Raw genomic sequence first — 26,489 nt, 5'->3', positions numbered from 1 at the left:
TCACCCCTGTCCGGGAAAAGGCATAGGCCCCAAAGGGTTAAGAGATCGCTCACAATGCATCCCCGCCGACGGGCTTTCGTCACGCTCGGTTGCGCTCGCCGCCAAAAGTCCTATGTGGGCGGCATTCTTTTTTTCATTGCACGACGAGCAGGTGAACATGGCTGACTTTGATTATGACGTCCTCGTGATCGGTGCGGGTCCGGGCGGTTATGTGGCGGCGATCCGCGCCGCGCAGCTGGGCCTCAAGACGGCCTGTGCCGAAAGCCGCGAGACCTTGGGCGGCACCTGCCTCAATGTCGGCTGCATCCCGTCGAAAGCGCTGCTCCACGCGTCCGAACTCTATGAGGAAGCCACCGCGGGCCATCTCGCCAAGTTCGGCATCGATCTCCAGGGCACCAGCCTCAACCTCGACCAGATGATGGCCGAGAAGACCAAGGCCGTGGGCGAACTGACCGGCGGCATCGAATTCCTGTTCAAGAAGAACAAGGTCGACTGGCTCAAGGGCCACGCCACCTTCACCGGCAAGAACAGCGTCGAGGTGAATGGCAAGAGCGTCACCGCCAAGGACATCGTCATCGCGACCGGGTCGAGCGTGATGCCGCTCCCCGGCGTCGAGGTCGACAATGACAAGGGGATCGTCGTCGATTCGACCGGCGCATTGAAGCTCCCCAAGGTGCCCGAAAAGATGGTCGTCATCGGCGGCGGCGTCATCGGGCTCGAACTGGGCAGCGTCTGGCGCCGTCTCGGCGCCGAGGTCACGGTGATCGAATATCTGCCGCAGATCCTCCCCGGCATGGACGAGGAAATCCGCAAGGAAGCCAACAAGGTCTTCAAGAAACAGGGCTTCAACTACAAGCTCGGCACAAAGGTCACCGGCTGCGAAGTGAAGGGCGACAAGGCCATCTTGTCGATGGAGCCTGCCAAGGGCGGCGACACGGAGACGATGGAAGTCGATGCCGTGCTCGTCTCGATCGGACGCAAGGCCAATACCGACAGGCTCGGGCTCGATGCGATCGGCCTCACGACCAACGAGCGCGGCCAGATCGAGACCGACCATGATTTCGCCACCAGCGTCGATGGCGTCTGGGCGATCGGCGACGTCGTCCCGGGCCCGATGCTCGCGCATAAGGCCGAAGACGAAGGCATTGCCGTGGCCGAGAATATCGCGGGCGAGGTCGGCATCGTGAACCACGACCTCATCCCCAGCGTCGTCTACACCATGCCCGAGATCGCGGGCGTCGGCCTCACCGAGGAACAGGCCAAGGAACAGGGCTACACCGTCAAGGTCGGCAAGTTCCCCTTCATGGCCAACAGCCGCGCCAAAACCAACCGCGACACCGACGGGCTCGTCAAGGTCATCGCCGATGCCAATAGCGACCGCGTGCTCGGCGTGTGGATCATCTCGAGCCTCGCCGGCACCATGATCGCGCAGGTCACGCAGGCGATGGAATTCGGCGCCACCTCCGAGGACATCGCCTACACCTGCCACGCCCACCCGACCCATTCGGAAGCGATCAAGGAAGCCGCGATGGCGGTGCAGGGCAAGCCGATCCACATCTAGGCGCGAGCAACGTCATTGCCTTGACCGTCGCCCCAGCGCAGGCTGGGGCCCATGCCGTGTCGCCTGTTCTCGGCGACATGGATCCCGGCCTATGCTGGGATGACGACAGGGCATAAGAACGGGGGGAATTGATGGCGAACATGCGCAAGACCTTGCGGCGCTGGCACCTGTGGACCGGCTGGCTGGTCGGCGTGCCGATCCTCTTCTGGACGCTGTCGGGCTTCTTCATGGTCCTGAAGCCGATCGAGGAAGTGCGCGGCTCGCATCTCCTCAAGGGCGAGGACGCCGTGCGCCTCGCCGCCGCGCCGCGCCTGCCCGAGGGCATCGAGGCGGTGCCTCTGTCGGGCATCAGTCTCGAACCCCGCGCCCGCGGCCCCGTCTGGGTCATCCCTTTGTCGGGCATGGTCCGCGTCGCCGATCCCATGAGCGGCGACTGGCTACAGCCGTGGAACGCCGCCGAGGCGGTCGCCGAGGTCGAGGCCCGCCACGTCGGCGGCTTTGAACTGGCGAATGTGACGCTCACCGATGCGCAGGACCCGCCGCTCGACTGGCGCCGCCCGACCGCGGCCTGGGCGGTCGAGGACAAGGACGGCACCCGCTTCTACGTCGAACAGGCCACGGGCCGCATCGGCGCGGTCCGCACCGGCTGGTGGCGCGCCTTCGACTTCATGTGGGGCCTCCACATCATGGACCTCCAGACGCGCGAGGACATCAACAACAACTGGCTGCGCATCTTCGCCGCGCTGGCGACGCTCGCGACGCTCATGGCGCTGGTGCTGCTCCCGCTCGCGACCCGCCGCAAGACCCGCCGCAACGCCTAGTCGAACAAGACCCGAGCCAGCCACGATCGCGTCGCCGCCGTCTCGGCGGCCTGCGGCGGCGTCACCGGCGCGCACTCGAGGCAACGCGCCTGGATCGTCGGCCCGGCGAGCAACTCCTCCAGCGTCGACACCGCGCGCAGCATCAGCGCGTCGGGCCGCCCCGCGATCCGCGCGAAGGCGTCGGGCGCGGGCGCTTCTTCATTGGCGCCGCCGAACATGTCGGCGAGCTTGGCCGAGAAGCTCAATTCCCGCGCAATCCAATGCACGCTCGGCTCGCCCTCGATCCCCGCTTCGGCAGCGGCGAGCGCGATGGCGTCGTCCAAGCCGCCATATTGGTCGACCAGCCCCAGCTGCCGCGCCGTGCCGCCGTCCCACACGCGCCCTTCGGCGATGGTCGCGACCCGCTCGACCGGAAGCCCGCGCGCCTCGGCGACGATGGCGAGGAACTTGGCATAGGTGCTCTCGACTCCCGCCTGGAACAGCGTGTCTGCCGCCTCCGAGGGCCCCGCGAGCAGATCGGGCTCACCCGACAGCGGCGTGGTGCGCACGCCATCGACCCCGATGCCGAGCTTGTCGAGGCTGCCCTCGAAGCTCGGCAGCACCGCGAACACGCCGATCGAGCCCGTCAGCGTCGAAGTCGGCGCGACGATCTTGTCGGCCGCCGTGGCGACCCAATAGCCGCCGCTCGCCGCATAGGTGCCGAAGCTGGCGATGACCGGAATATCCTGCTCGGCCTTCAGGTCGAGGATCGCGTTGCGGATGCGTTCGGACGCCAGCGCCGAGCCGCCGGGGCTGTCGATGCGCACGACCAGCGCCTTGTAATCGCGTTCCTTGGCGCGTTCGAGCGCGTCGACGAGGCTCTCGCCCGCCGCGGTGCCCGGATCGGCGCTGCCATCGACGATATTGCCCGCCACGGTGACGATGGCGATCTCGCCGCCCTTCTCGCGCGGCGTCTCGAGCGCGATATAATCGGCCAGCTCGATGCGCTTGAAACCGCCCGGTGCGTCATCATCGGCGCCGCCCAGTTCGGCGAGCCGCGCTTCCCATTCGCGGCGGCTCGACAGCTGGTCGACGAGCCCCAGTTCGACCGCGCGCGCGGCAAGGTCGCTCGACCCGGCAAAGGCGCTCACCGGATCGTCCATGACGAGGTCGAGCTGCGCGGCAGGGCGCGCGGCCTTGACGTCGTCGCGCCACTGTTCGCCCAGCGCCTCGACCAACGCACGCATATTCTCGCGCGCAGGCTCGGACATCGACCGCTCGGTAAAGGGTTCGACCGCCGCCTTGTAAGTGCCGACCTTGTAGACATTGGCGGTCACGCCGAGACGCTCGAGCAGTTCGGCGAAATAGAGCTGGCTGCCGCCCGGTCCCGCGAGCGCCACCGCGCCCATCGGGTTCAAATGCACTTCGTCGGCATGGGCGGCCAGTTGGTAGCTGTCGCCGACATAGCCGGTGGCAAAGGCCGTGACCGTCTTGCCCTCGGCCCGAATCGCGTCGAGCGCCTCGCCGATTTCCTCCATCGCCGGCTGGCCGCCGCCCATGAAGCCGTCGAGGTCGAGCGCCACCGCCGCGACGCGATCATCCTCCTTGGCCGCCTTCAGCGCGGCGAGCACGTCGGGCAGCGCCCATTCGCGGATCGCGGGCTGGCCCGCCAGCTCGGCGAAAGGATCGGCAGGCTGCGCTTCCTCGACCACCGAACCGTCGAGATCGACCAGCAGGACGCCGTCGCCGAGCACCGGATCGGGCGACGCGCGCAGTGCGACATAGAGCAGCCCGAAGAAGAGCAGCATGAAGATGAGCACCAGCAAATCCTTGATGCCGACCAGCAGTTTCCAGAGCGAACGGGCGAAACTCACGTGCAAATCTCCCAGGAGCTTTTGCGGACTACCTTAGGCCGGGCGGCGCGCGCGCTCCACCTTTATTCTCTGGCCTTATTCGCTGGACGCCGCCGCGGCTCGCGGCTAGCCGCTCAGATCATGTCCGCCGTTCCCGTCACCCCGACAGCGCATCCGTGGCGCCATGAACTGAAGGCCACGCTGCGGCTCGCCTGGCCGCTCATTCTGTCGAACCTCACCATGGCCTCGATCAACGCGACCGACGTGTGGCTGATGGGGCAGGTGGGGCCAAAGGCGATCGCGGGCGTGGCGCTGGCGGTGAACCTCTATTTCGCCTTCTCGCTCGTCGCGCTGGGCCTCGTCACCGCCGCCTCGCCGATGATGGCGAGCGCGCTGGGCCGAAAGCTGAAGAGCGTGACCGACGTGCGGCGCAGCTTTCGCCAGTCGGTATGGCTTGTCTTCACCTATGTCCTGCCCTTCTGGCTCGTCATGTGGAATGCGCAAGGCATCATCATCGCACTGGGGCAGGATCCCGAGCTGGCGGCCATCGCCCAGACCTTCCTGCGCGGCTATATGTGGTCGCTCTTTCCCTTCCTCTTCTTCAACACATTGAGGAATTTCGTTGCCGCGCTCGAGCGCCCGGGCTGGGTGCTGGTGATGAGCGTGGCGGGCGTGCTCCTCAATGCCTTCTTCGGCTACGGCCTCATCTTCGGCGCCTTCGGCCTGCCCGAACTGGGCGTGCTCGGCGGCGGCATCGCGGGGACCATCACCTGGTCGATCCTCGCCGCGATGCTCAGCCTCGTGGTCGTGCGCGACCGCCAGTTTCGCCGTTTCCACCTGTTCGGGCGCTTCTGGAAAGCCGATTGGCCGCGCTATCGCGAAATGTGGCGCCTCGGCCTGCCCATCGGCCTCGCGCTGGGGTTCGAGGGCGGAGTTTTTTCGGCCGCCGCCTATCTCATGGGCCTCATCGGCGAACAGGAACTGGCGGCGCATTCGGTCGCGCTCCAGATCGCCGCTTTGTCCTTCATGGTCCCCTGGGGGATCAGCCAGGCGACGACCGTGCGCACCGGCATCATGTATGGGCGGCAGGACCATGACGGCATCGGCCGCGCCGGCTGGACCGGCTGGGCGCTGGCGGTCGGCTTCATGGGGATGATGGCGATCGTCCTGCTGACCTTCCCGCGCGAGCTCATCACCATCTTCCTCGAGGACAGCGCCGAAAACGCGCCGGTCATCGCCTTGGGCGTCGCCTATCTCGGTGTCGCCGCCATCTTCCAGCTGGTCGACGGGGCGCAGGTCGCGGGCGCAGGCGCGCTGCGCGGCATCCACGACACCAAGGTGCCGATGATCTACACCTTCCTCGGCTATTGGGTGATCGGTATCGGCGTCGGCGTCTGGCTCGCCTTCACCCAGGGCTGGGACGGCATCGGCATCTGGACCGGCCTCGCCATCGGCCTCGCCATCGTCGCCGTGCTCATGGCCTGGCGCTGGTCGCGCCGCGAGGCGTTGGGGCTGACCCGGGACGACCCGAGCAAAAAAATCTCCGCCTGACCCGTTGACGTGTTGGAAAGCGCATCCCAGATGCGTGTTCGATGCTGGCACTCTTCTTGTAGGAGTGCCAGCTGCCTATGAGATCAACAACCAGGAAAGTGAGAGGAAACCATGGGTTTCAAACCGCTTCACGACCGTGTCCTCGTCCGCCGTGTCGAGGCCGATGAAAAGACCGCCGGCGGGATCATCATCCCCGACAGCGCAAAGGAAAAGCCGCAGGAAGGCGAAGTCGTCGCCGTCGGCTCGGGGCTGAAGACCGAGGACGGCAAGGTGACGCCGCTGGACGTCAAGGCCGGCGACAAGATCCTGTTCGGCAAATGGTCGGGCACCGAGGTCAAGATCGACGGTGAAGACCTCATCATCATGAAGGAAAGCGACATCCTCGGGATCGTCAGCTGATTCCGGATTGGGAAAGGGCGGTGACCACCGTCAACTTTCTCAACTTCCCCCTTCGTAGAAATCCTATTTGAAGAAAGGCAATCACATGGCTGCCAAAGACGTGAAATTCGGGCGTGACGCTCGTGAACGCATCCTCAAGGGCGTCGACATTCTCGCCGACGCCGTGAAAGTGACGCTCGGCCCCAAGGGTCGCAACGTCGTCATCGAAAAGAGCTTCGGCGCGCCGCGCATCACCAAGGACGGTGTCTCGGTCGCCAAGGAAATCGAGCTCAAGGACAAGTTCGAGAACATGGGCGCGCAGATGCTGCGCGAAGTGGCCTCGAAGACCAACGACCTCGCCGGTGACGGCACCACCACCGCGACCGTGCTGGCGCAGTCGATCGTGCGCGAAGGCATGAAGTCGGTCGCCGCGGGCATGAATCCGATGGATCTCAAGCGCGGCATCGACCTCGCGGTCACCAAGGTCGTCGAAGACCTCAAGGGCCGTTCCAAGCCGGTTTCGGGCAGCGAAGAAGTCGCGCAGGTCGGCATCATCTCGGCCAATGGCGATCGTGAAGTCGGCGAGAAGATCGCCGAAGCGATGGACAAGGTCGGCAAGGAAGGCGTGATCACCGTCGAGGAAGCCAAGGGCCTCGAGTTCGAACTCGACGTCGTCGAAGGCATGCAGTTCGACCGTGGCTACCTGTCGCCCTACTTCATCACCGATCCCGAGAAGATGCAGGTCGAACTGAACGACCCCTACATCCTCATCCACGAGAAGAAGCTCTCGAACCTGCAGGCGATGCTCCCGATCCTCGAAGCGGCCGTCCAGTCGGGTCGTCCGCTCCTGATCATCGCGGAAGACATCGAAGGCGAAGCGCTCGCGACCCTCGTCGTCAACAAGCTGCGCGGCGGCCTCAAGGTCGCGGCCGTCAAGGCGCCGGGCTTCGGTGATCGTCGCAAGGCGATGCTCGAAGACATCGCCATCCTGACGGGCGGCGAGATGATCTCGGAAGACCTCGGCATCAAGCTCGAGAACGTGAACCTCAACATGCTCGGCACCGCCAAGCGCGTCACCATCGACAAGGACAACACGACCATCGTCGACGGCGCGGGTGCCAAGGACGCGATCGACGCGCGTACCGGCGCGATCCGCCAGCAGATTGAGAATACCACCAGCGACTATGACCGCGAGAAGCTCCAGGAGCGCCTCGCCAAGCTCGCCGGCGGCGTTGCCGTGATCAAGGTCGGCGGTGCCACCGAGGTCGAAGTGAAGGAGCGCAAGGATCGCGTCGACGACGCGCTGCATGCGACCCGCGCCGCCGTTGAAGAAGGCATCGTCCCGGGCGGCGGTACCGCGCTGCTCTACGCCACCAAGGCCCTCGACGGCCTCTCGGGCGCCAATGACGACCAGACCCGCGGTATCGACATCATCCGTCGCGCGCTGCAGGCGCCGGTTCGTCAGATTGCCTCGAATGCGGGCTTCGACGGCGCCGTCGTCGCGGGCAAGCTGATCGACGGCAATGACGAGACGCTGGGCTTCAACGCTGCCAACGACACCTACGAGAACCTCGTCTCGGCCGGTGTCGTCGACCCCACCAAGGTCGTGCGCACCGCGCTGCAGGACGCCGCCTCGGTCGCGGGCCTGCTGATCACCACCGAAGCCACCGTCGCCGACCTGCCGAGCGACGACAAGGCCGGTGGCGGCATGCCCGGTGGCATGGGCGGCATGGGCGGCATGGGCGGCATGGACTTCTAAGTCCTCCCGCCGACTGCTCAGTCGGAAGAATATGGGTCGGGTGCTTCGGCATCCGGCCCTTTTTCTTTTGGCGCGCGCACCGTCGGATCGGCCGCCTCCGCCGCATCGAGTCGCTCCTCGATCGAAGCAAGCCGCTCGCTCGCCCGCTCGTCGGGACGCGGCGGCGCCTCGTCCTTCGTGCCGCAGCCAGCAAGGCTCAGGCAGATGGCGAGGGGAAGAGTACGGATCATGGCGGCCATGATAGCGCAAATCCACGGCTTGCGAAGGTAAAGAGATTGGCAAGGCATTGCTGCTAGCAGCGAGGTATGGATGCGCTCGATCTTCTTTTCCTGACAGGCACGGTGGTCGGTATCGCGACGCTCGCCTGGATGGGGTTCGGGCAACTCCTCGCCAAGGCACGGCGGCGGGTGTTGCCGATGGTCGTGCGCGAGCAATGGACCGACGCCGAATATCGCGCTTGGTCGAAGCGGATCGATTCTGCCGATGCAATGGCCGGTAGCCATGGTTTGGCCTGGCAGGCGCAACAGGAATTGAAGCGCCTCACCGACAATGCGGCGCGGCTGGGCGCCAATATCACCAGCTGGCGCGCGATCGAGCGCGATCTCGTCCGACAGGCCAGCGAGATGGAGGCCGATGCGGCCAATGCGCTGGCGGCGGGCGAGGAGGAGCGCGCGCGCGGCCTCGTCACCGAACGGCGCAGCCTCGATCGGCGCCACGACGCGCTGCGCGAGGATATCGCCAAGGGCGAAGAAACCTTGTCCGCCCTGTGCCGCGAGATCGAAGCGCTCGAAGGACGGATCGGCGATGATTTTCGCCGCGAGGTGCTGGCGCAGGCGCGGATCGCTAGCGCGCGCGACACGATCCGGGCACGACAGCTCGTCCACGGCACGCTTGCCGAGGCAGCGATGGCGAAGGCCGAGGCGCGCGAGCGTGCAGCGAGGCTCGCCGAAGCGCAGGTGGAAGCGCTCGATCTGGGCGCGGGGTGCGATTTGGAGGCGCTCGAAGTCGAGCGTGACCTCGACCGGCTGCGGGCCCCGCGCGACGAGGCCTAGCAACCCGCAAAAGAAAAGGGCCGCCCGGCGAACCGGACGACCCTGATCTCACCCGAAGGTGGAAGGCAGCCAATTACTCGGCAGCGGCTTCCGCTTCGGTTTCGCCTTCGACGGCAGCTTCGACTTCGGTCGCAGTTTCGTCGGCTTCGGCGGCCATTTCTTCCATGGCAGCTTCGGTGGCTTCGCCAGCGGCTTCAGCGTCCGCTTCCATGGCTTCACCGGTGTTTTCGATGCCGGTTTCCGCGGCTTCGTCGGTCTGCGCTTCGCAAGCGGCGAGGCCGAGGCCGAGGACCGCAGCGGTCAGAGCAATCTTCTTCATAACGTATTCCCATTCCTTGTTAGCGTGCCCGCTCGTCGCGCGCACAAGGCACGACCCGCGCCTATTTCTAGGGCGGGCCTGCAACGAGACTTAATTGGTTCGGAAGACGGGTGCAACGATCTTTTCACATATCGGGTTCCCGGGGGCGGTGAATTTCTCACTTGAAGAAGATAAAGGTTTCTTTATGTCTTTAAGTCATGAGCCAAGCAATGGACATATTGGCACTTTTCCAAGCCCTCGCCGATGAGAGCCGCTTGCGCATCTGCAGGCTCCTCACCGAGATGGAGTTGACGGTCGGCGAGATCGCGCAGGCGCTCGGCCAATCGCAGCCGCGCGTGTCGCGTCATTTGCGAATCCTCGACGAGGCGGGAATCGTCGCGCGTCGCAAGGAAGGGGCGTGGACCTTCGTCACGCTGCGGCTCGAGGAAGGCTCGCCGGTGCGGCAGCTTCTCGACGCCGCCGATGGCGATATCGCCCGCGCCATCGCCGCCGACGCCAAGCGATTGGAAGCGATCCGCATCGAGCGTGCCGAGACCGCGAGCCGCTGGTTCAACGCGCGCGCGGAGCAATGGGGACTGTTGAGCAAGCTCCACGCGCCCGAGGAGAAGATCGAGGCGGCCATGGTGAAGGCGCTGAAAGGGCGCCCGCTCGGGCGGCTGGTCGATGTCGGCACTGGCACCGGGCGTATGCTCGAACTGTTTTCGCCGGGCGCGGCCGAAGCGATCGGCATCGATCGCTCGCCCGACATGCTGCGCATCGCGCGGGTTCGCCTCGAGGCGGCGGGTGACGACGTGCAGGCGAGCCTGCGGCAGGGCGACATGTTCGCGCTGCCGCTGAGCGACGGCGCCGCCGACACGGTTATCCTCCACCAGGTGCTGCATTTCGCGCACCAGCCGCGCGCCGCGATCGACGAGGCCGCGCGGGTGCTGGGGCCGGGGGGGCGGCTCGTGCTGGTCGATTTCGAGGCGCATGGCCGCGAGGAATTGCGCCGGGACCACGGCCATCAGCGATTGGGTTTTTCGGATGAAGGGATCGAACAGATGTTGAGCTTCGCGGGACTTGCGCCGCGCGCGCCGGTCAAGGTCGAAGGCGGCGAACTGACGGTCACGATCTGGACTGCCGATCGGCCCGCAAAGAAGCGGAGGGCGGCATGACCGACACCACCGCCGATGCCCCCCCGCCGCTGTTCGAACGCCCCGCGGGCGACATCGATGTCAGCTTCGAATTCTTCCCGCCCAAGACCGAGAAGATGAACGAGAAACTGTGGGACGCGGTCGAGAAGCTCGAACCGCTTGCCCCGCGTTTCGTCTCGGTCACCTATGGCGCTGGCGGCTCGACGCGAGAACGTACGCACCAGACGGTCAAGCGCATCGTCGAGGAAACGAGCCTCACTCCCGCCGCGCACCTCACCTGCGTCGGCGCGAGCCGCGCGGAAGTGCAGGGCATCGCGCGCGACTATTGGGAGGCGGGCGTGCGCCATATCGTCGCGCTGCGCGGCGATGCGCCCGAGGGCGAGGCCTTCGCGCCGCACCCGGACGGCTATGCCAATGCCGCCGAGCTGGTCGCGGGGCTGAAAGAGGTCGCCGATTTCGACCTGTCGGTCGCCGCCTATCCCGAATGCCATCCCGAGGCGCTGAGCTTCGAGAAGGATCTCGACCATCTCCTGCGAAAGATCGACGCCGGGGCGACCCGCGCGATCAGCCAGTTCTTCTTCGACCCCGCGCCCTTCTTCCGGCTACGCGACGCGCTCGCCGCGCGCGGGCGCGAGATCGAATTGGTGCCGGGCATCCTGCCGGTCTCGAACGTCGCGCAGACGCGCAAGTTCGCGGGGCTTTGCGGCGCGCAGATCCCGGGGTGGATGGAGCGCCGCTTCGACGGGCTCGACGACAATCCGCAGGCGCGCGAACTGGTCGCCGCGACCATCGCCGCCGAACTGTGCGGCCAGCTCTATGCTGGCGGCGTTCGCCATTTCCACTTCTACACTCTCAACCGCGCGAACCTGTCCTATGCGATCTGTCGCCTGTTGGGGGTCCAGCCAGGACCGATCCCCGAATGAGCAAGGCCGACGAACTGAGGGCGCTCAGCCGCACCCGCGTGCTGGTGAAGGACGGCGCCTATGGCACCGCCATCCAGGCACTGGGGCTCGGCGAAACGCAATTTCGTGGGTGTGTCGCGCTGGAACGCGAGCAACGCGGCAACAACGACCTGTTGAACCTCACCCAGCCCGAGGCGATCGAGACGATTTGCACCGCTTATGCGCAGGCCGGGGCGCATGTGCTCGCGACCAACAGCTTCAACGCCAATGCGATCAGCCAGGCCGATTATGGCGCCGCGCATCTCGTCCACGACATCAATGTCGAGGGCGCGCGGATCGTGCGCGCGGTGGCGGACCGCTTCGCCACTCCCGAGGCACCGCGTTTCGTCGCGGGCGCGGTGGGGCCGACCAACAAGACGCTGTCGCTGTCGCCCGACGTCGCCGACCCCGGCTATCGCGAGGTCGGCTTCGATGAAGTGGTGCAGGTCTATGAAGGCCAGGTGCGCAGCCTTGCCGAGGGCGGGGTGGATTTCATCCTCATCGAAACCGTCTTCGACACGCTGAATGCCAAGGCGGGCATCATGGCGGTCAGGAATGTCGAGCGCGAATTGGGCCGCGACCTGCCGATCATGCTGTCGATGACGCTGACCGACCTGTCGGGCCGCAACCTGTCGGGCCATACGGTCGAGGCCTTCTGGGCCAGCGTGCGCCACGCCCGCCCGCTCACCATCGGCCTCAACTGCTCCTTCGGCGCCGAAGCGCTGCGCCCGCATTTGAAGGTGTTGAGCGCTGAGGCCGATACGCTCGTCATGGCCTATCCCAATGCGGGGCTGCCCAACGATCTCGGCCAATATGACGAGGGGCCGGGCGAAACCCGCGCGCAGGTCGCCGAATGGCTGGACGAAGGGCTCGTCGATGTGGTCGGCGGCTGCTGTGGCACCACGCCCGCGCATATCGCCGAGATCGCCAGCGCGGTCGCAGGCGCCGCGCCGCGCCAGCTTGCCGCGCCCCAGGATTCCATGCTGCTCGCCGGGCTCGAACCGCTCGAGGTGCGCGCATGAGCGTGGATGCCAGCCGCTTCGTGATGATCGGCGAGCGGACCAATGTCACCGGCTCCGCGCGCTTCAAGAAACTCATCCTGTCAGGCGATTACGAGGCCGCCGTCGAGGTCGCGCGCCAACAGGTCGAAAATGGCGCGATGGTCGTCGACGTCAACATGGACGAGGCGCTCTTGGACGGCGCCGAGGCGATGGCGACTTTTTTGAAGCGCATCACCGCCGAGCCCGACATCGCCCGCGTGCCCGTCATGGTCGACAGCTCCAAATGGTCGGTGATCGAGGCAGGGCTCCAATGCGTTTCGGGCAAGCCCATCGTCAACTCGATCAGCCTGAAGGAAGGGGAAGCGGAATTTCTGCGCCTCGCCGCCAAGGTGCGCGATTATGGGGCCGCCGTCGTGGTCATGGCCTTTGACGAGACGGGCCAGGCCGACACCAAGGCGCGCAAGGTCGAGATCTGCAAGCGCGCCTACGACCTGCTCGTCGCCAACGACTTTCCCGCGCATGACATCATCTTCGACCCCAATATCTTCGCGGTGGCGACGGGGATCGACGAGCATCGCCGCTATGGCGTCGACTTCATCGAGGCAGTGCGCGAGATCAAGGCCGGGTGTCCTGAAGTGCAAATCTCGGGCGGGCTGTCGAACCTCAGCTTCTCCTTTCGCGGCAACGAGACGGTGCGCCGCGCGCTGCACAGCGTCTTTCTCTACCACGCCATCCCGGCGGGGCTGTCGATGGCGATCGTCAATGCGGGGCAATTGGACGTCTATGACGAGATCGACCCCGAATTGCGCGACGCCTGCGAGGATGTGCTGTTCGACCGCGACGAGGGGGCCACCGACCGGCTGATCGAGCTGGCGCAGAGTTATCAGGGGCAGGGGGCGAAGGCTTCGGCCAAGGACGACAGCTGGCGCGAACTGCCCGTCGAGGCGCGGCTCGAACATGCGCTGGTCAAGGGGCTCGACGCGCAGATCGAGGCTGATGTCGAGGAGGCGCGGCAGCAGGCGGCCCGGGCGCTCGACGTCATCGAAGGCCCGCTGATGGACGGCATGAACCGCGTCGGCGACCTGTTCGGCTCGGGCAAGATGTTCCTGCCCCAGGTCGTGAAATCGGCGCGCGTCATGAAAAAGGCGGTGGCGGTGCTGCTGCCCCATATCGAGGCCGAGAATGCAGGCGGCCAGCGCGCGGCCAAGGGTCGAATTCTGCTCGCCACCGTGAAGGGCGACGTCCACGATATCGGCAAGAATATCGTCGGCGTCGTGCTCCAGTGCAACGGGTACGAGATCGTCGACCTCGGCGTGATGGTCGGCTGGCCCGACATCCTCGCCGCGGCCAGACGCCACGAATGCGACATCATTGGCCTGTCGGGCCTCATCACGCCTAGCCTCGATGAAATGGTCCATAATGCCAGCGAGATGGAGCGCGAGGGGCTGGACCTGCCGCTGCTCATCGGCGGGGCGACGACCAGCCGGGTACATACCGCGCTCAAGATCGCGCCCGCTTATTCGGGGCCGGTCATCCATGTGAACGACGCGAGCCGCGCGGTCGGCGTGGCCGCCAGGCTCATGGGCGAGGAGCGCGCGTCCTATGCCGCCGAGGTGGCGGACGATTATGCCAAGGTGCGCGCCGGGCGCGAGGGCAAGGGCAAGGGCGCCATCGCTACCCTCGCCGCTGCGCGCGCCAACGGTTTCACCCTCGATCCCGAGGGCGTGGCGCACGCGCCCGCCAGCCTCGAACGTCATCAATGGGACGCCTGGGACCTCGCCGACCTGCGCGAGGCGATCGACTGGACGCCCTTCTTCCGTGCCTGGGAATTGCACGGCAATTATCCCGCGATTCTCGAGGATGCAGTCGTCGGCGAGGCGGCGCGCGCGCTCTTCGCCGATGCACAGGCGATGCTCGACGACATCGTCGCGGGCCAATGGCTCACCGCGCGCGGCGTCGCGCAGCTGTGGCCAGCGCGCCGCGACGGCGATGACATCATCGCGGGCGACACCCGCCTGCCGATGCTGCGCCAGCAGGTGAAGAAGCGCGAGGGTCGCCCCAACATGTGCCTCGCCGATTTCATCGCCGACAAGGACGATCATGTCGGCGGCTTCGCGGTCGCCATCCATGGCGCCGAAGAGCGCGCCAAGGTCTATGAGGCCGCAGGCGACGATTATCGCGCGATCCTCCTGAAATCGCTCGCCGACCGCTTCGCCGAGGCCTTCGCCGAACGGCTGCACCAGCATGTCCGCACCCGCCAATGGGGCTATGCCGCCGGCGAGCAATGCTCGAACGACGAGCTCATCGCCGAGCGTTATCGCGGCATCCGCCCCGCGCCCGGCTACCCCGCCTGTCCCGACCATGGGCTGAAACCGATCCTGTTCGACCTCTTGGGCGGCAACCCTGCCGGGATCAGCCTGACCGAGAGCATGGCGATGTGGCCCGCGAGCGCAGTCTCGGGCTTCTATTTCGGCCATCGCGACGCCGCCTATTTCGGCGTGGCGCGGGTCGGGCGCGACCAGCTCGAGGACTATGCGACGCGATGCGGCATCGACCTCGATACCGCCAAAAAGCGGTTGTCGCCCAATCTCGACGAAGAGGCAGCGGCAGGCTAGGGCGGGTGGCGTGATCCAGCGCCTACTCCTCAGCCTCGCCCTGCTCCTTTCCGCGCTCCCCGCGAGCGCGCAGACGAGCACGCATCTCACCCCCCGGCTCGAGGTCGAGGGCGGGATCGTCGAGGACAAGGTCGAGGCGGCGATCGTCTTCGAATCCGAGCCCGGCTGGCACGGCTATTGGAAGAACCCCGGCGATGCTGGCCTGCCCTTCACGGTCGAATGGGACGTGCCCGAGGGCGTCACCATGGGGCCGATCCGTTTCCCCACTCCGATGCGCTACGAGGCGGCCGGGCTGACCAGCTACGTCTATCGCGGCGAACATGCCTTCCTCACCGAAATCCGCGTGACGGGCGATGCGCCGATGAGTTTCACCGTCGAGGGCGAGGCGACGTGGCTCGCCTGCACCGACAAGGTTTGCGTGCCCGAACGCGGGCGCTTTGCCACCGTCGTCGGTCGCGGCCGCCCGCGCGCCGAGCCCGACGCGGATTTCGCGCGTTGGCGCAGCGCCCTGCCGCGCCCGCTGGCGGGCGATGCCTTCTACGAGCCGAGCCGGTCCATGCTCGGCATCGCCGTGCCCATTCCCGCCGACCTCGCGCTCGGCAGCCCCGACCTGTTCATCGCGCAGAACCGGATCATCGACACGGCGGTCGAGCCCGTCTTCCGCCGCGAGGGCGACCAGCTGATCGCCGAACTCGCACTGCACCCGCGCGCCGACCCCGCCAAGCTGCCCGAGACCATCGAAGGGGTCGTCAAGCTCGGTAGCGGCCAGGGCCTCGAATTCACCGCGCGTCCCGGCGATGTGCCGACGGGCGGGTCGCCGCTCGCCGATACCAGTGCCGCCGCGATCCTCGCCGCCATGCTCGGTGCGCTGGTCGGCGGGCTCATCCTCAACCTCATGCCCTGCGTCTTTCCCGTGCTCACCATGAAGGCGCTGCACCTCGCGCGGAGCGGCACCGACGAGACGCGCGCGCGACGCGATGCGCTCGGCTATACGCTGGGCGCGGTCGCAGGCACTGCCGCGCTCGGCGTCATGCTCCTCTTCCTGCGCGCGGGCGGCGATGCGGTCGGCTGGGCCTTCCAGCTGCAGGATCCGCGCACCATCTTCCTCCTGCTGCTGCTCGCGGCGGCCATCACCTTGAACCTCATCGGCCTGTTCGAACTTCCCGTCGTGGCGGGCGAGGTCGAGGCGCGCAGCTCGATCGGCACCGGCGCGCTCGCCGCCTTCGTCGCCACCCCCTGCGCCGGCCCCTTCCTCGGCACCGCGCTCGGCACCGCGCTGATTTTGCCGCCCGCCGCTGCGCTCGGCATTTTCGCGATGCTCGGGCTGGGGCTCGCGCTGCCCTTCCTCGCCATCGGTTTCGTGCCCGCCTTGCGCAACCGCCTGCCGCGCCCGGGGCCGTGGATGGACCGGTTGAAGCGCTATCTCGCCATTCCGATGGCGGCCACGGTCGCGGCCTGCCTGTGGCTCCTGTGGCGGCTCGCAGGCCCCATCGGCCTGACCAGCGGCATGGTCGCGCTGGGGCTGATGATCGGTCTCTTCGGATTGCTCGGGCGACGCCTCGGCCTGCTGCGCTATGCCGTCGGCGGAAGCGTCCTCATCGCGGTCCTCGGCCTCTTCGCGCTACCCTCGGAGCCCGTCCAGCGCACGCAGGCGGTGGCCGGCGCCACCAGCTGGTCGCCCCAGCGCGTCGCGGCGGCGAGCGGCGCCGGGCGCCCGGTGTTCGTCTATTTCACCGCCGACTGGTGCCTCACCTGCAAGGCCAACGAAAAGATCGCCATCGACCGCGACGACGTGCGCGAGGCGTTCGAGGCCGCCGATGTCGCCGTCTATGTCGCCGACTGGACCGACGGCAATGACAGCATCACCCGCTTCCTCGAGAAACGCGGGCGCGCGGCAGTGCCGGTCTACCTTTGGTATGCGCCGGGCGCGACGGTGCCCGAGGAACTGCCGCAGATCCTCACCCCCGGCATGCTCGTCGAGCGCGCCGAAGCGGCCAAAGAGGAGGCCGCGACCTAGGGCGCGACCCAGACCGCCTCGCCGTCGACATAGGTGGCGATGACCTCAGTGTCGGCGATGGCCTGCGGCGACACCGCCGAGATGTCGCGATCGACGATGATGAAATCGGCATGCGCGCCGGGCTGAAGGCTGCCGAAGCGCCCGTCGGCCATCCCCGCATAGGCCGCCCAGCCGGTGAAGCCTGCCAGCGCCTGCCCCAGCGTCAGCGCCTCCTGCGCGCGCCAGCCGCCGCGCGGCGACCCTTGCGCATCCTCGCGGGTCACCGCGACCTTCAAGCCGACGAAGGGGTTGGGATGCTCGACCGGGACGTCCGAGCCGAGCGCGAGCCGCGTGCCCGCATCGAGCAGGCTCTTCCACGCATAGGCCCCGCCGAGGCGATCCATCCCGAGCCGCTTTTCCGCCATCTGCCAGTCCGAGGTCTGGTGCACCGGCTGCATCGAGGCGATGATCCCGGCGGCGGACAGGCGGGGGAGGTCGGCGGGGTCGAGGATCTGGACATGCTCGATGCGGTGGCGCGCCTCGTGGCCGCTACCCAGTTCCTCGAAGATTGAGATCACCTCGGCATTGGCGGCATCGCCGATGGCGTGGATGGCGAGTTGGAAGCCGCGCTCGGCGGCCCAGCCTGCTTGTTCGCGCAATTGCTCGCCCGACATGACGGGCAGGCCGCGATTGCCATGATCGTCCTCGTAATCGGCCTTCAACAGCGCGCCGCGCGACCCCAGCGCACCGTCCGAATAGAGCTTGATGCCCCCCATGCGCAGCCGATCGTCATAAAGCCACGGCGTCGGCCCCGTCCCCGCGATGGCGGCGGCGGGTGCGCTTGCCGCCGCATAGCTCATGATCCGAACATTCAGCGCATCGGCATCGCCCGCGCGGCGAAAGGCGTGCCAGTCGGCAATGCTCGTGCCCATGTCGGCGATGGCGGTGATGCCCTGGCTGAGCAGGAAGTCCTGCGCGGCGATCAGCGCGGCGTCCATCCGCGCCGCATCGGGGGCGGGGATATGCACATTGACCAGCGCCTCGGCGGCATCGACGAACACGCCGGTCGCTTGGCCAGCCTCATCGCGCAGGACCGCGCCGCCATCGGGATCGGCGGTCTCGGCAGTGATGCCCGCAAGGCGCATGGCCGCGCTGTTGCCGACGGCGGCATGGCCATCGACGCGGCCGAGCCAGACGGGCCGGTCCGCCACCACCGCGTCGAGATCGGCGGCGCTGGGCAGGCGTCCATCGCTGAACAATTCCTGGTTCCAGCCGCGCCCGGTGATCCACGGCAAATCGGGATGCGCGGCGGCATGGGCGGCCACCCGCTGCTGGAGCTCCTCGATCGAGGCGGTACCGGTGAGGTCGAGCTCGGTGTCGAGCGCGGCGAGACCGAGCCCCATGACATGGCCATGCGCATCGATCAGGCCGGGCAGCACATGCGCTCCTTGAAGGTCGACCATTTCGTCCACCGCCGAGGGCAGCGCGCCGCCCGGCTCGACAAGCGCCACGATGCGCCCGTCATCGTCGACGATCATCCCGGCAAAACGCTGGAGCTCGCCCGACGCGCTGGCATGGAGCCCATCGAGATTGTGATAGAGCGTGTCGGCCTGCGCGGGCGCGGCGAGGAGGGCGGTGGCGGCGGTGCTCGCCGCGAGGAGGATCATGCGGGTCATGCCCTCTCGCATAGCATTGTCTGGGCCGGGGGAAAGGGCTAGGCGGCTTGGCCATGGAGAAGGATATCACTGTCGAGGACGTGCGCGCCGCCGCCGCACGGATCGAGGGCCATGTCGTGAAAACGCCGATGGCCAAGTCGCGCACGCTGAGCGAGATCATCGGGACCGAGGTCTGGCTCAAGTTCGAGAATTACCAGTTCACCGCCGCCTACAAGGAGCGCGGCGCCCTGAACAAGCTGTGCCAGCTGACCGATGCCGAAAAGAAACGCGGCGTGATCGCGGCGAGCGCCGGCAACCATGCCCAGGCGGTCGCCTATCACGGCGCACGATTGGGCATTCCCGTCACCATCGTGATGCCGCGCCCCACCCCGACCATCAAGGTCGAGCAGACCGAGGGCCATGGCGCCAATGTCGTGCTCGAAGGCAAGGTGTTCGATGATGCCTATGCCCATGCCCAGATGCTCGCCGACGAGAAAGGCTATGTCTTCGTCCACCCCTTCGATGATCCCGACGTGATCGCCGGGCAGGGGACAGTGGGCCTCGAGATGCTGGCCAAGGTGCCCGACCTCGACGTGCTGGTCGTGCCGATCGGCGGCGGCGGGCTGATGAGCGGCATCGCGATTGCCGCCAAGGACCACAATCCCGACATCGAGATCGTCGGCGTCGAGGCCGCCATGTTCCCCGCGATGAAGAACATCATCGAGGGCAAGAAGAGCGTGATGGGCGGCGACACGCTGGCCGAGGGCATCGCGGTCAAGGAGCCGGGCAGGATCACGCGGGCGATCATCCGAGACCTCGTCGATCGCATCGAACTGGTCGAGGAAGCGGCGATCGAACATGCCGTCGCGCTGCTCGTCGGGATCGAGAAGACCGTGGTCGAGGGGGCAGGGGCCGCGGGCCTCGCGCACCTCCTCGCCGAGCCGGGGCGCTACGAAGGCAAGAAGGTCGGCACCGTCCTGTGCGGCGGCAATATCGACCCGCACCTCCTCTCCAACGTTCTCGTGCGCGAGCTGGTGCGCTGCGGCCGTATCGCGAGGCTCAAGATCGAGGCGGAGGATCGCCCCGGCGCGCTCGCCGCCATCACCCGCACCTTCCACGAATGCGGGGTCAATATCATCGAGACCAACCACCACCGCGTCTTCACCGCACTACCCGCCAAGGACACGTTGATCGAGGTCGAATGCGAGGCGCGCGACGCCGCCGCGATCGACAATCTCATCGACAAGTTGACCGAGGGCGGATTCAAGGTCCGGCGCGAGGCGGTGCTGTAAAAATGCCGCCTCTCACCGTCAAAAATGGCGATTAACTAAGAAGCGTGTCGAAGCGGCACATTTTGATTCACTCTTGGGCACCGCGCGTCGTGCAAAAACGTTGCAGACCTGTTAACTTCCTTCCACATCATTTCGGTAAGGATAAGACGCAGGAGGCCCGGGGTGAGCGCACCATTTCGCTTTCCCAAATTTTTCGTCACCAACCCTGCACCCTGCCCCTATCTGCCGGGCAAGGTGGAGCGGAAGGTGTTCACCGAACTGTCGGGTCGCAACGCCGCCGAATTGAACGAGGCGCTGGGGCGGATCGGCTTTCGCCGCTCGCAATCGGTCGCCTATCGCCCGAGCTGCGCCGACTGCAACGCCTGCGTCTCGGTCCGCGTGCGCACCGAGGATTTCGCGCCCAGCCGCACCCATCGCCGCCTGATGCGCCAGCATGCCGACTTGGACGTCACCGCCTGCAAGCCGTGGACCACCGCCGAGCAATATGAGCTGCTCGCCCGCTATCTCACCGATCGCCACCCCGGTGGCGGCATGGCCGAGATGGACGAGCAGGATTATGCCGACATGGTCGAGCAGACGCCGGTGCGCACCTATGTCATCGAATATCGCGAACCTGCCGACGAATATGGCCGCCCGGGCAAGCTCGTCGGCTCCTGCCTGTCGGACCAGCAGTCGGACGGCCTGTCGATGATCTACAGCTTCTTCGACACCGCCGAGGATGCGCGCAAGGGGCTCGGCACCTACATCATCCTCGACCATATCCTGCGCGCCCAGCGCGCCGGCCTGCCCTACGTCTATCTCGGCTATTGGGTCGAGGGCTCGGACCGCATGGCCTACAAGACCCGCTTCAAGCCGATGGAGCGGTTGGGTCGCGACGGCTGGCGCCCGATGGAGGAAAGCCTGACGGTCGACTATGCCGATCGCGGCAAGCCGCTGCCCGCCCGCACTCGCTCGGACAAGGTGCTCCCCGTCAAATAGGCGCTTAGAGCGTTGTTAACCCGAAACGTCTATCCCGCAGGTTGACGCAGCGGGAGAGCTCCCATTCGCCATGACCGGATCGACGCGGATCGCGCCGCCACGACGAGCCTCGCCGAACTGCTGGGGGCGTTCAGCCATGCGCTCGACCTGACCGAAGGGCAGCCCGCCGGGCACAGCCTGCGCTGTGCCTGCACCGCCGCCTGGCTCGGCATGTCGCTCGGGCTGTCGGCGCCCGCGCGTCGCCGGCTCCATTATGCCGTCCTCCTCAAGGATCTCGGCTGTTCGAGTAATGCGGCTCGCATCGCCGAGCTGTATGCTACCGACGATCGCGGCTTCAAGGCGAGCTGGAAGACCATCCCCGAAGGTCTCCCCGCGACGCTCAAATTCGTCTTCGCCAAGACGGGCGAGGGGGCGGGGCTTCGCACCAAGATCGGCCGCATCGCCCATATCCTCAAGAACGGCGATGCGGTCGCGCAGGAAATGATCGAGACCCGTTGCACCCGCGGCGCCGAGATCGCGCGGATGCTGCGCTTCGACGAGGGCGTGGCGGCGGGGGTCTTCAGCCTCGATGAACATTTCGACGGATCGGGACGCCCCGAGGGGCTCGCTGGCGATGCCATCCCGCTCGAGGCGCGCGTCGCGCTGCTCGCGCAGGTTGCCGACGTCTTCCACCAGGTCGGCGGGCGCGACGCCGCGCGCGCCGAAGTCGCCCGCCGCGCCGGCAGCTGGCTCGACCCGCAGCTCGCCGCCTGCTTCCAGATGGTGAGCAGTGACGAGGGCTTCTGGCGCGACTATGAAAGCCCCGCGATCGACGCCGTCGTGGCGCGGCTCGCCCCGCCCGAGGAAGAGGTCGGCGTCGACGAGGACTATCTCGACGCCATCGCGGCCGCCTTCGGCGCGGTGGTCGATGCCAAGAGCCCCTTCACCGGCGGCCATTCGGGGCGCGTTGCCTCCTATGCCGACGCGATGAGCGGAGCGATGCAGGTCGACCCCGCGCGCCGCCGCTGGCTGCACCGCGCCGCATTGCTCCACGACATCGGCAAGCTGGGCGTGTCGAGCCGCCTCCTCGAAAAACCGGGAAAGCTGGCCGAAGAGGAATGGGCCGAGATGCGCGATCACGCTCGACACACGCGCGATGTGCTGGCGCGCATCGGCTGCATGGCCGACATGGCCGATGTCGCCGCGGCGCATCATGAAAGGCTCGACGGCACCGGCTATCCCTTGGGGCTTGAAGCGCGCGAGATCACGCTCGAAACGCGCATCATCACCGCCTGCGACTTCTACGACGCGCTCACCGCCGACCGCCCCTATCGCGCCGCCATGTCCCGCGAGGACGCACTCGCGATCATCGAGCGCGACATCGGCAAGGCGGTCGACGGCGACTGCTACGACGCACTGGTCGCGGCAACGCGCTAGTCGCGTGGGGGCTGGGGCGGGTCGACCGCGATGGGCGCGGGCGAACCGTCACGGCGCCATTGCGCCCTGCGGCGCTCCTTGCGCTTCTCGTCGAGCTCGTCACAGGCCGCCGCCAGTGCGTCCATGTCGAGTGCCCCCGTCGGCACGTCGAGCGGGACCAGCATGCAATCCGCAGGAAAGTACAGAATATCGCCGCCCGAGCGGCGCTCGATCAGGGTCGCGCGCAGCTTGCGGCGCCCTTTCGGCGGTGCCGCGGCGCGGACGCGTTCGAGCATGCTGGGGTCGACCAGGGCGGCCGCCATTGCGAGGAGGTGCGGCACCTCGTCCGAAGGATCGAGATCGACCAGCGCCGCGCGATACGGCGTGCCGCCTATCTCGACCACCACTTCCTCCTCGATGCTGGCCTTCGCCTCGCCCAGTTGTTCAACCGTCCACGGCCCGACCGAATATCCCTCGCGCGGCAAGGCGCAGCCCTGTCCGATCCCGATACCGCCGAGCAGCGCCTGTTCGTCCAGCACCATCTCGGCCCCGAGCGAGACGCCGTCGATCATGACATGGCAGACGGCCTCTCCGATCTCGAGCCGTGGTTCATGGTCGTAAGCGGGGTGCTGGCCGAATTGATCGTCGGCAAGGATGAAATAATGCCGCTTGCCGTCCACCTCCGCCATCACCGGGAAGTGATAGTCGCCAAAGTCGAAGGCGGTGAGCGTGACGTCGGGACCGAGCGTCGCGCGTGCTGCCGCCTCGACGGCCTCGCGCCCGCCCCGGTAGGGGCTGGCCAATTTGGTCGCGAGGTCGATGCGCGCAAAGGCACTGCCGGGATGGCCGGGGATGGCGGTCATGCCATCGGGGACGGCCGCCGCGCCCGAGCAGGCGGCAAGGGCGGCGGCGGCAAGAAGTGAGGCCAGTCGTGTCATGAGACCAGCCTTAGCAATTGGCGAGCGCTCGGCAACTCTTGACCCCGGCCGACGTCGCGGGCAGAGGCGCGCGCTTTCGATGGAGCGACGGAGGAGGGCGCGATGAGCCGGACCTTTCGCTGGGCAAGCCCGGCGGACGATATATTGCTGGGCGAGATCATGCACGACGCCGTGCGCAACGGGCGCAGCCACTATAGCGAGGCGCAGCGCGCCGCCTGGGTGCCCGCCCCGCGAAAAGGTCCCGAATGGAGCCAGCGGCTCGCCGCGCAGGACGTGCTCATCGCCGAGGATGAAAGCGAGGCGCTGGGCTTCATGAGCCTCGAACGTGACAGCGGTTATCTCGACTTCGCCTATATCCGACCCGCCGCGCAGGGCACGGGCCTGTTCCGCGAGCTACTGACCCGCATCCTCGCGCGCGGCCGGGCGCGCGGGTTCGAGAAGATCACGGTGCACGCCAGCCTGATGGCCCAGCCCGCCTTCGCCGCCTGCGGCTTCGAGGTGACGCAGGAGGAAGAGGTCAGCATCGCCGACCAGCGCTTTCGCCGCTTCGCGATGGAGCGGGTGCTTTAGCCACGAAAAAAGGCGGCGGCGCTCTCCCCAGCGCCGCCGCCTCTTTTGCCCGCTCGCTCTCGAGCGTAACTGTTTTACGCGGCCGCTTCGCCCGCCGCCTTGTCTTCTTCGGCGTCGCGCAGCACATAGCCGCGGCCCCAGACGGTCTCGATATAATTCTCGCCGCCGCAGGCCAGCGACAGCTTCTTCCTGAGCTTGCAGATGAAGACGTCGATGATCTTCAATTCGGGCTCGTCCATCCCGCCATAAAGGTGGTTGAGGAACATTTCCTTGGTGAGCGTCGTGCCCTTGCGCAGGCTCAGGAGCTCGAGCATCGCATATTCCTTGCCGGTGAGGTGGACGCGGTTGCCGTCCACTTCGACCGTCTTGGCATCGAGATTGACCGCGAGCTTGCCGGTGCGGATGACCGACTGGCTGTGACCCTTCGAACGGCGCACGATGGCGTGGATGCGCGCTACCAGCTCGTCGCGGTGGAAGGGCTTGGTGACATAGTCGTCGGCGCCGAAGCCCAGCGCGCGGACCTTCGAATCCATCTCGCCGATGCCCGACAGGATGAGGACCGGCGTCTGCACCTTCGCCGTGCGCAGCTTCTTCAGGACGTCATAGCCGTGCATGTCCGGCAGATTGAGGTCGAGAAGGATGATGTCGTAATCGTAGAGCTTGCCAAGATCCAAGCCCTCTTCGCCAAGATCGGTGACATAGGTATTGAAGCCTTCCGTCGAGAGCATCATCTCGATGCTCTTGGCGATGGTGGCGTCATCCTCGATCAGCAGTACACGCATAAGTAATTCCCCCGATTAGTCCGTCGTTAAGGGCGTTTACCAACCTAAAAAGTAACCGGCGCTTAACGTCGTCTAAGCGTCCATTAACCATTCCGTATCTGACTTGGAAAAGTTAACAAAGTCATAAAGGTTAACGCGAGCCATTTACGATCCACCCTGTGGCGAAAAAGACTCATAATGGAGGAAGTCGCCCTCTTCCCCCGAAAGGCGGGGATCGGTACGGGAGCGCCATGGACCTGGAATCGCGCATCATTTTTATCGACGCCGCCGTCGTCGCCATCGACAAACCCGCCGGTTTGCCCGTCGACACGCCGCGGCGCGGGGGTGATTCGGTCGAGAATCGCCTTCACCAATTGCGTCAGGGCTACAAGCGCCTGCCCGCGATCATGCACCGTCTCGACCAGGATACGTCGGGTTGCCTCCTCCTCGCGCGCAACCCGCCCGCTCGCAAATGGGTGCAGGCCGCCTTCGAGGCGCATGAGGTACGCAAGCGCTATGTCGCGCTGCTCGGCGGCACGGTCGAGGGCGAGGAAGGCGTCATCGACCTGCCCATTGCCAAGGTGTCGAGCGAAAAGGCGGGCTGGCGCATGGTCGCCGACGCTTCGGGCAAGCCTGCCGTGACCAATTGGAAGAAGCTCCACGAGGCCGAAGGGCGCACGCTCGTCGAATTCGTCCCCGAAACGGGCCGCACCCACCAGATCCGCGTGCACGCGCGCGAGGGGCTGGGCGCGGGCATCGTCGGCGACCGCGTCTACGGCTTTCCCGGCGGCCCCATGCTGCTCCACGCCCACCGCCTCGAAGTCCCGCGCCCCAAGGGAAAGACGATCAAGCTGGAGGCTCCGCTGCCCGACCATTTCGGTGAATGGGCCGCCTTTGCAGGCGTGTCGTCGTGAAGCCCGAGGACGTGTCGATCCCCGAGGAAGCGCTCGAGGAAAGCTATCTCGCCGCCTCGGGCCCGGGCGGGCAGCATGCAAATACGACCGAGACCGGCGTGCAGATGCGCGTCGACCTCACCGCGCTCGGCCTCTCGGGCCGCGTCCTCAACCGCCTGCGTCACCTCGCGGGCTCGAAGGTCACCAAGGACCGCGCCGCGATGATCATTACCGCGAAGGGTTCGCGCAGCCGCGAGGACAATCGCCGCGAGGCGCGTGCCCGGCTTGCCGAGCTCATCGCCAAGGCCCATGTCATGCCCAAGGCCCGCCGCAAGACCAAGCCGAGTAGAGCCGCCAAGGCGCGCCGCACCGACAGCAAGGTCAAGCGCGGCGCGGTCAAGAAGATGCGCGGGAAAGTGGATTATTAGAAGCGTCGCCCCAGCGACGGCTGGGGCCCATGGCATGGAGAATATTCCCCACGGCACGGATCCCAGCCTGCGCTGGGGCGACGAGAAGAAGGACTGAAATGTACGACTTCAAGATCGATGCGACCGACAAGGCCGCTTTCTACGACGAAATGGCCAAGGCGCTCGAAGCGCTGGTCGCGGGCGAACCCGACGCGATCGCCAACATGGCCAATGCCTCGGCGCTCATCATGGAGCAGATGGCCGACCTCAACTGGGCGGGCTTCTATCGCAACGTTGATGGCACGCTGGTGCTCGGTCCCTTCCAGGGCCGCGCCGCCTGCATCCGCATTCCCTTCGACAAGGGCGTGTGCGGTGCCGCCGCAGCGACGCGCGAGACGCAGCTGGTCGAGAACGTCCACGCCTTCCCCGGCCACATCGCTTGCGACGCCGCCTCGCGCTCCGAACTCGTCGTGCCCATCATGAAGGACGGCGAATTGTTCGGCGTTCTCGACCTCGACAGCCCCACCCCCGCGCGCTTCGACGCCGAGGATCAGGCAGGCTGCGAGAAATTGGTCAAGGTGCTCGAGGCCGCGCTCTAAATTCCCGTCGCCCCAGCGAAGGCTGGGGCCCATGTCTTGTCG

Annotated in this window: 24 protein-coding genes; 18 read left to right on the top strand and 6 right to left on the bottom strand. The window is 66.7% G+C overall.

The genetic code is table 11. The features are described 5' to 3' along the window. Positions 1 to 157: 157 nt before the first annotated feature. Both lpdA and NUW51_RS07590 read left to right on the top strand, forming a co-directional pair. Positions 158 to 1,561, top strand: coding sequence for a dihydrolipoyl dehydrogenase (gene lpdA, locus NUW51_RS07595; RefSeq protein WP_265564291.1), 1,404 nt, complete (start codon positions 158 to 160; stop codon positions 1,559 to 1,561). 140 nt (positions 1,562 to 1,701) lie between these two features. Further along, a complete protein-coding gene (locus NUW51_RS07590) occupies positions 1,702 to 2,382 on the top strand; it encodes a PepSY domain-containing protein (protein WP_265564288.1) in 681 nt (226 codons plus the stop codon). Here NUW51_RS07590 and sppA read toward each other — a convergent pair. Continuing rightward, positions 2,379 to 4,235, bottom strand: a complete 1,857-nt coding sequence (sppA, locus tag NUW51_RS07585; protein WP_265564286.1) for a signal peptide peptidase SppA — start codon at positions 4,233 to 4,235, stop codon at positions 2,379 to 2,381. The two genes, NUW51_RS07590 and sppA, sit on opposite strands and share 4 nt — an antisense overlap. Before the next feature lie 120 nt (positions 4,236 to 4,355). On the opposite strand from sppA, the gene NUW51_RS07580 reads away from it, so the two are divergent. The 3 genes from NUW51_RS07580 (at position 4,356) to groL (ending at position 7,902) form a co-directional block, all read left to right on the top strand. Beyond that, a complete protein-coding gene (locus tag NUW51_RS07580; RefSeq protein ID WP_265564284.1) occupies positions 4,356 to 5,765 on the top strand; it encodes an MATE family efflux transporter in 1,410 nt (469 codons plus the stop codon). A 111-nt stretch (positions 5,766 to 5,876) separates the two neighbouring features. Further along, positions 5,877 to 6,164 carry a co-chaperone GroES gene (gene groES / locus NUW51_RS07575; protein ID WP_265564282.1) on the top strand — a complete coding sequence of 96 codons (288 nt, stop codon included), beginning with the start codon at positions 5,877 to 5,879 and terminating at the stop codon, positions 6,162 to 6,164. A gap of 85 nt (positions 6,165 to 6,249) precedes the next feature. Then, positions 6,250 to 7,902 (top strand): chaperonin GroEL, encoded by a 1,653-nt coding sequence (gene groL, locus NUW51_RS07570; RefSeq protein WP_265564279.1) that lies wholly within the window; start codon positions 6,250 to 6,252, stop codon positions 7,900 to 7,902. Between the two features lie 17 nt (positions 7,903 to 7,919). Here groL and NUW51_RS07565 read toward each other — a convergent pair whose 3' ends face one another. Continuing rightward, positions 7,920 to 8,141: a hypothetical protein gene (locus NUW51_RS07565; RefSeq protein WP_265564277.1), complete on the bottom strand. Its 222-nt coding sequence runs from the start codon at positions 8,139 to 8,141 to the stop codon at positions 7,920 to 7,922. A gap of 66 nt (positions 8,142 to 8,207) precedes the next feature. On the opposite strand from NUW51_RS07565, the gene NUW51_RS07560 reads away from it, so the two are divergent. Continuing rightward, entirely contained in the window at positions 8,208 to 8,954 is a 747-nt protein-coding gene (locus NUW51_RS07560; RefSeq protein ID WP_265564275.1) for a hypothetical protein, read from the top strand. 73 nt (positions 8,955 to 9,027) lie between these two features. Here the strand turns inward: NUW51_RS07560 and NUW51_RS07555 are convergent, their stop codons facing one another. Next, positions 9,028 to 9,318, bottom strand: coding sequence for a hypothetical protein (locus NUW51_RS07555; RefSeq protein WP_265564273.1), 291 nt, complete (start codon positions 9,316 to 9,318; stop codon positions 9,028 to 9,030). Between the two features lie 164 nt (positions 9,319 to 9,482). On the opposite strand from NUW51_RS07555, the gene NUW51_RS07550 reads away from it, so the two are divergent. Genes NUW51_RS07550 through NUW51_RS07530 form a run of 5 tightly spaced genes read left to right on the top strand, consistent with a single transcriptional unit; the run spans position 9,483 to position 16,980 of the window. Further along, positions 9,483 to 10,427 carry an ArsR/SmtB family transcription factor gene (locus NUW51_RS07550; RefSeq protein ID WP_265564272.1) on the top strand — a complete coding sequence of 315 codons (945 nt, stop codon included), beginning with the start codon at positions 9,483 to 9,485 and terminating at the stop codon, positions 10,425 to 10,427. Then, positions 10,424 to 11,329: a methylenetetrahydrofolate reductase [NAD(P)H] gene (gene metF, locus NUW51_RS07545; RefSeq protein ID WP_265564270.1), complete on the top strand. Its 906-nt coding sequence runs from the start codon at positions 10,424 to 10,426 to the stop codon at positions 11,327 to 11,329. Before NUW51_RS07550 ends, metF begins: the two co-directional genes overlap by 4 nt. Further along, the gene (locus NUW51_RS07540) at positions 11,326 to 12,369 is read left to right on the top strand and encodes a homocysteine S-methyltransferase family protein (RefSeq protein WP_265564268.1); all 1,044 of its coding nucleotides are present in this window, start codon (positions 11,326 to 11,328) and stop codon (positions 12,367 to 12,369) included. The genes metF and NUW51_RS07540 overlap by 4 nt, the downstream gene beginning before the upstream one ends. Beyond that, on the top strand, positions 12,366 to 14,963 hold the full coding sequence (gene metH, locus NUW51_RS07535; RefSeq protein WP_265564266.1) for a methionine synthase: 2,598 nt from the start codon (positions 12,366 to 12,368) through the stop codon (positions 14,961 to 14,963). The genes NUW51_RS07540 and metH overlap by 4 nt, the downstream gene beginning before the upstream one ends. Before the next feature lie 10 nt (positions 14,964 to 14,973). After that, positions 14,974 to 16,980 carry a protein-disulfide reductase DsbD family protein gene (locus NUW51_RS07530; RefSeq protein WP_265564264.1) on the top strand — a complete coding sequence of 669 codons (2,007 nt, stop codon included), beginning with the start codon at positions 14,974 to 14,976 and terminating at the stop codon, positions 16,978 to 16,980. On the opposite strand, the gene NUW51_RS07525 is transcribed toward NUW51_RS07530, so the two are convergent. Next, on the bottom strand, positions 16,977 to 18,635 hold the full coding sequence (locus NUW51_RS07525) for an amidohydrolase (RefSeq protein WP_265564262.1): 1,659 nt from the start codon (positions 18,633 to 18,635) through the stop codon (positions 16,977 to 16,979). The two genes, NUW51_RS07530 and NUW51_RS07525, sit on opposite strands and share 4 nt — an antisense overlap. A gap of 53 nt (positions 18,636 to 18,688) precedes the next feature. Here NUW51_RS07525 and NUW51_RS07520 point away from each other — a divergent pair, with 53 nt between their 5' ends. From NUW51_RS07520 to NUW51_RS07510, 3 genes are all read left to right on the top strand, one after another. Then, on the top strand, positions 18,689 to 19,906 hold the full coding sequence (locus tag NUW51_RS07520; RefSeq protein WP_265564259.1) for a threonine ammonia-lyase: 1,218 nt from the start codon (positions 18,689 to 18,691) through the stop codon (positions 19,904 to 19,906). A 162-nt stretch (positions 19,907 to 20,068) separates the two neighbouring features. Further along, positions 20,069 to 20,884 (top strand): arginyltransferase, encoded by an 816-nt coding sequence (locus NUW51_RS07515; protein ID WP_265564257.1) that lies wholly within the window; start codon positions 20,069 to 20,071, stop codon positions 20,882 to 20,884. Between the two features lie 210 nt (positions 20,885 to 21,094). Further along, a complete protein-coding gene (locus NUW51_RS07510; protein WP_265564255.1) occupies positions 21,095 to 22,300 on the top strand; it encodes an HD-GYP domain-containing protein in 1,206 nt (401 codons plus the stop codon). Here NUW51_RS07510 and NUW51_RS07505 read toward each other — a convergent pair. Next, positions 22,297 to 23,217, bottom strand: a complete 921-nt coding sequence (locus NUW51_RS07505; protein WP_265564253.1) for a hypothetical protein — start codon at positions 23,215 to 23,217, stop codon at positions 22,297 to 22,299. The two genes, NUW51_RS07510 and NUW51_RS07505, sit on opposite strands and share 4 nt — an antisense overlap. A 102-nt stretch (positions 23,218 to 23,319) precedes the next feature. Here NUW51_RS07505 and NUW51_RS07500 point away from each other — a divergent pair, with 102 nt between their 5' ends. Further along, complete coding sequence (locus NUW51_RS07500) at positions 23,320 to 23,787, top strand: GNAT family N-acetyltransferase (RefSeq protein WP_265564251.1); 468 nt, start codon at positions 23,320 to 23,322, stop codon at positions 23,785 to 23,787. Positions 23,788 to 23,861: 74 nt separating this feature from the next. Here NUW51_RS07500 and ctrA read toward each other — a convergent pair whose 3' ends face one another. Next, entirely contained in the window at positions 23,862 to 24,569 is a 708-nt protein-coding gene (gene ctrA / locus NUW51_RS07495; protein ID WP_245110923.1) for a response regulator transcription factor CtrA, read from the bottom strand. 230 nt (positions 24,570 to 24,799) lie between these two features. Between ctrA and NUW51_RS07490 the strand changes: the two genes are divergently transcribed. The 3 genes from NUW51_RS07490 to NUW51_RS07480 all read left to right on the top strand — a co-directional run bounded on the left by NUW51_RS07490 (position 24,800) and on the right by NUW51_RS07480 (position 26,447). Beyond that, positions 24,800 to 25,462 (top strand): RluA family pseudouridine synthase, encoded by a 663-nt coding sequence (locus NUW51_RS07490; protein WP_265564247.1) that lies wholly within the window; start codon positions 24,800 to 24,802, stop codon positions 25,460 to 25,462. Continuing rightward, positions 25,459 to 25,869 carry an alternative ribosome rescue aminoacyl-tRNA hydrolase ArfB gene (arfB, locus tag NUW51_RS07485; RefSeq protein ID WP_265564245.1) on the top strand — a complete coding sequence of 137 codons (411 nt, stop codon included), beginning with the start codon at positions 25,459 to 25,461 and terminating at the stop codon, positions 25,867 to 25,869. The genes NUW51_RS07490 and arfB overlap by 4 nt, the downstream gene beginning before the upstream one ends. Positions 25,870 to 25,967: 98 nt before the next feature. Continuing rightward, positions 25,968 to 26,447, top strand: coding sequence for a GAF domain-containing protein (locus NUW51_RS07480; RefSeq protein ID WP_265564243.1), 480 nt, complete (start codon positions 25,968 to 25,970; stop codon positions 26,445 to 26,447). The last annotated feature ends 42 nt before the right edge of the window (positions 26,448 to 26,489 follow it).

It is taken from the genome of Sphingomicrobium arenosum, assembly GCF_026157085.1.
Taxonomy (GTDB): Bacteria; Pseudomonadota; Alphaproteobacteria; order Sphingomonadales; family Sphingomonadaceae; genus Sphingomicrobium; species Sphingomicrobium arenosum.
This window is presented reverse-complemented; position numbering and strand designations above follow the sequence as displayed.

Excerpts from the sequence above, each read along its gene's own strand:
- NUW51_RS07490 (WP_265564247.1), top strand. The coding sequence starts at position 24,800 with ATGGACCTGGAATCGCGCATCATTTTTATCGACGCCGCCGTCGTCGCC.
- NUW51_RS07500 (WP_265564251.1), top strand. The coding sequence starts at position 23,320 with ATGAGCCGGACCTTTCGCTGGGCAAGCCCGGCGGACGATATATTGCTG.
- NUW51_RS07560 (WP_265564275.1), top strand. The coding sequence starts at position 8,208 with ATGGATGCGCTCGATCTTCTTTTCCTGACAGGCACGGTGGTCGGTATC.
- NUW51_RS07520 (WP_265564259.1), top strand. The coding sequence starts at position 18,689 with ATGGAGAAGGATATCACTGTCGAGGACGTGCGCGCCGCCGCCGCACGG.
- metF (WP_265564270.1), top strand. The coding sequence starts at position 10,424 with ATGACCGACACCACCGCCGATGCCCCCCCGCCGCTGTTCGAACGCCCC.
- lpdA (WP_265564291.1), top strand. The coding sequence starts at position 158 with ATGGCTGACTTTGATTATGACGTCCTCGTGATCGGTGCGGGTCCGGGC.
- NUW51_RS07525 (WP_265564262.1), bottom strand. The coding sequence starts at position 18,635 with ATGACCCGCATGATCCTCCTCGCGGCGAGCACCGCCGCCACCGCCCTC.
- NUW51_RS07590 (WP_265564288.1), top strand. The coding sequence starts at position 1,702 with ATGCGCAAGACCTTGCGGCGCTGGCACCTGTGGACCGGCTGGCTGGTC.
- groES (WP_265564282.1), top strand. The coding sequence starts at position 5,877 with ATGGGTTTCAAACCGCTTCACGACCGTGTCCTCGTCCGCCGTGTCGAG.
- NUW51_RS07580 (WP_265564284.1), top strand. The coding sequence starts at position 4,356 with ATGTCCGCCGTTCCCGTCACCCCGACAGCGCATCCGTGGCGCCATGAA.
- ctrA (WP_245110923.1), bottom strand. The coding sequence starts at position 24,569 with ATGCGTGTACTGCTGATCGAGGATGACGCCACCATCGCCAAGAGCATC.
- NUW51_RS07565 (WP_265564277.1), bottom strand. The coding sequence starts at position 8,141 with ATGGCCGCCATGATCCGTACTCTTCCCCTCGCCATCTGCCTGAGCCTT.
- NUW51_RS07540 (WP_265564268.1), top strand. The coding sequence starts at position 11,326 with ATGAGCAAGGCCGACGAACTGAGGGCGCTCAGCCGCACCCGCGTGCTG.
- NUW51_RS07505 (WP_265564253.1), bottom strand. The coding sequence starts at position 23,217 with ATGACACGACTGGCCTCACTTCTTGCCGCCGCCGCCCTTGCCGCCTGC.
- NUW51_RS07550 (WP_265564272.1), top strand. The coding sequence starts at position 9,483 with ATGGACATATTGGCACTTTTCCAAGCCCTCGCCGATGAGAGCCGCTTG.
- NUW51_RS07480 (WP_265564243.1), top strand. The coding sequence starts at position 25,968 with ATGTACGACTTCAAGATCGATGCGACCGACAAGGCCGCTTTCTACGAC.
- metH (WP_265564266.1), top strand. The coding sequence starts at position 12,366 with ATGAGCGTGGATGCCAGCCGCTTCGTGATGATCGGCGAGCGGACCAAT.
- groL (WP_265564279.1), top strand. The coding sequence starts at position 6,250 with ATGGCTGCCAAAGACGTGAAATTCGGGCGTGACGCTCGTGAACGCATC.
- NUW51_RS07510 (WP_265564255.1), top strand. The coding sequence starts at position 21,095 with ATGTCGCTCGGGCTGTCGGCGCCCGCGCGTCGCCGGCTCCATTATGCC.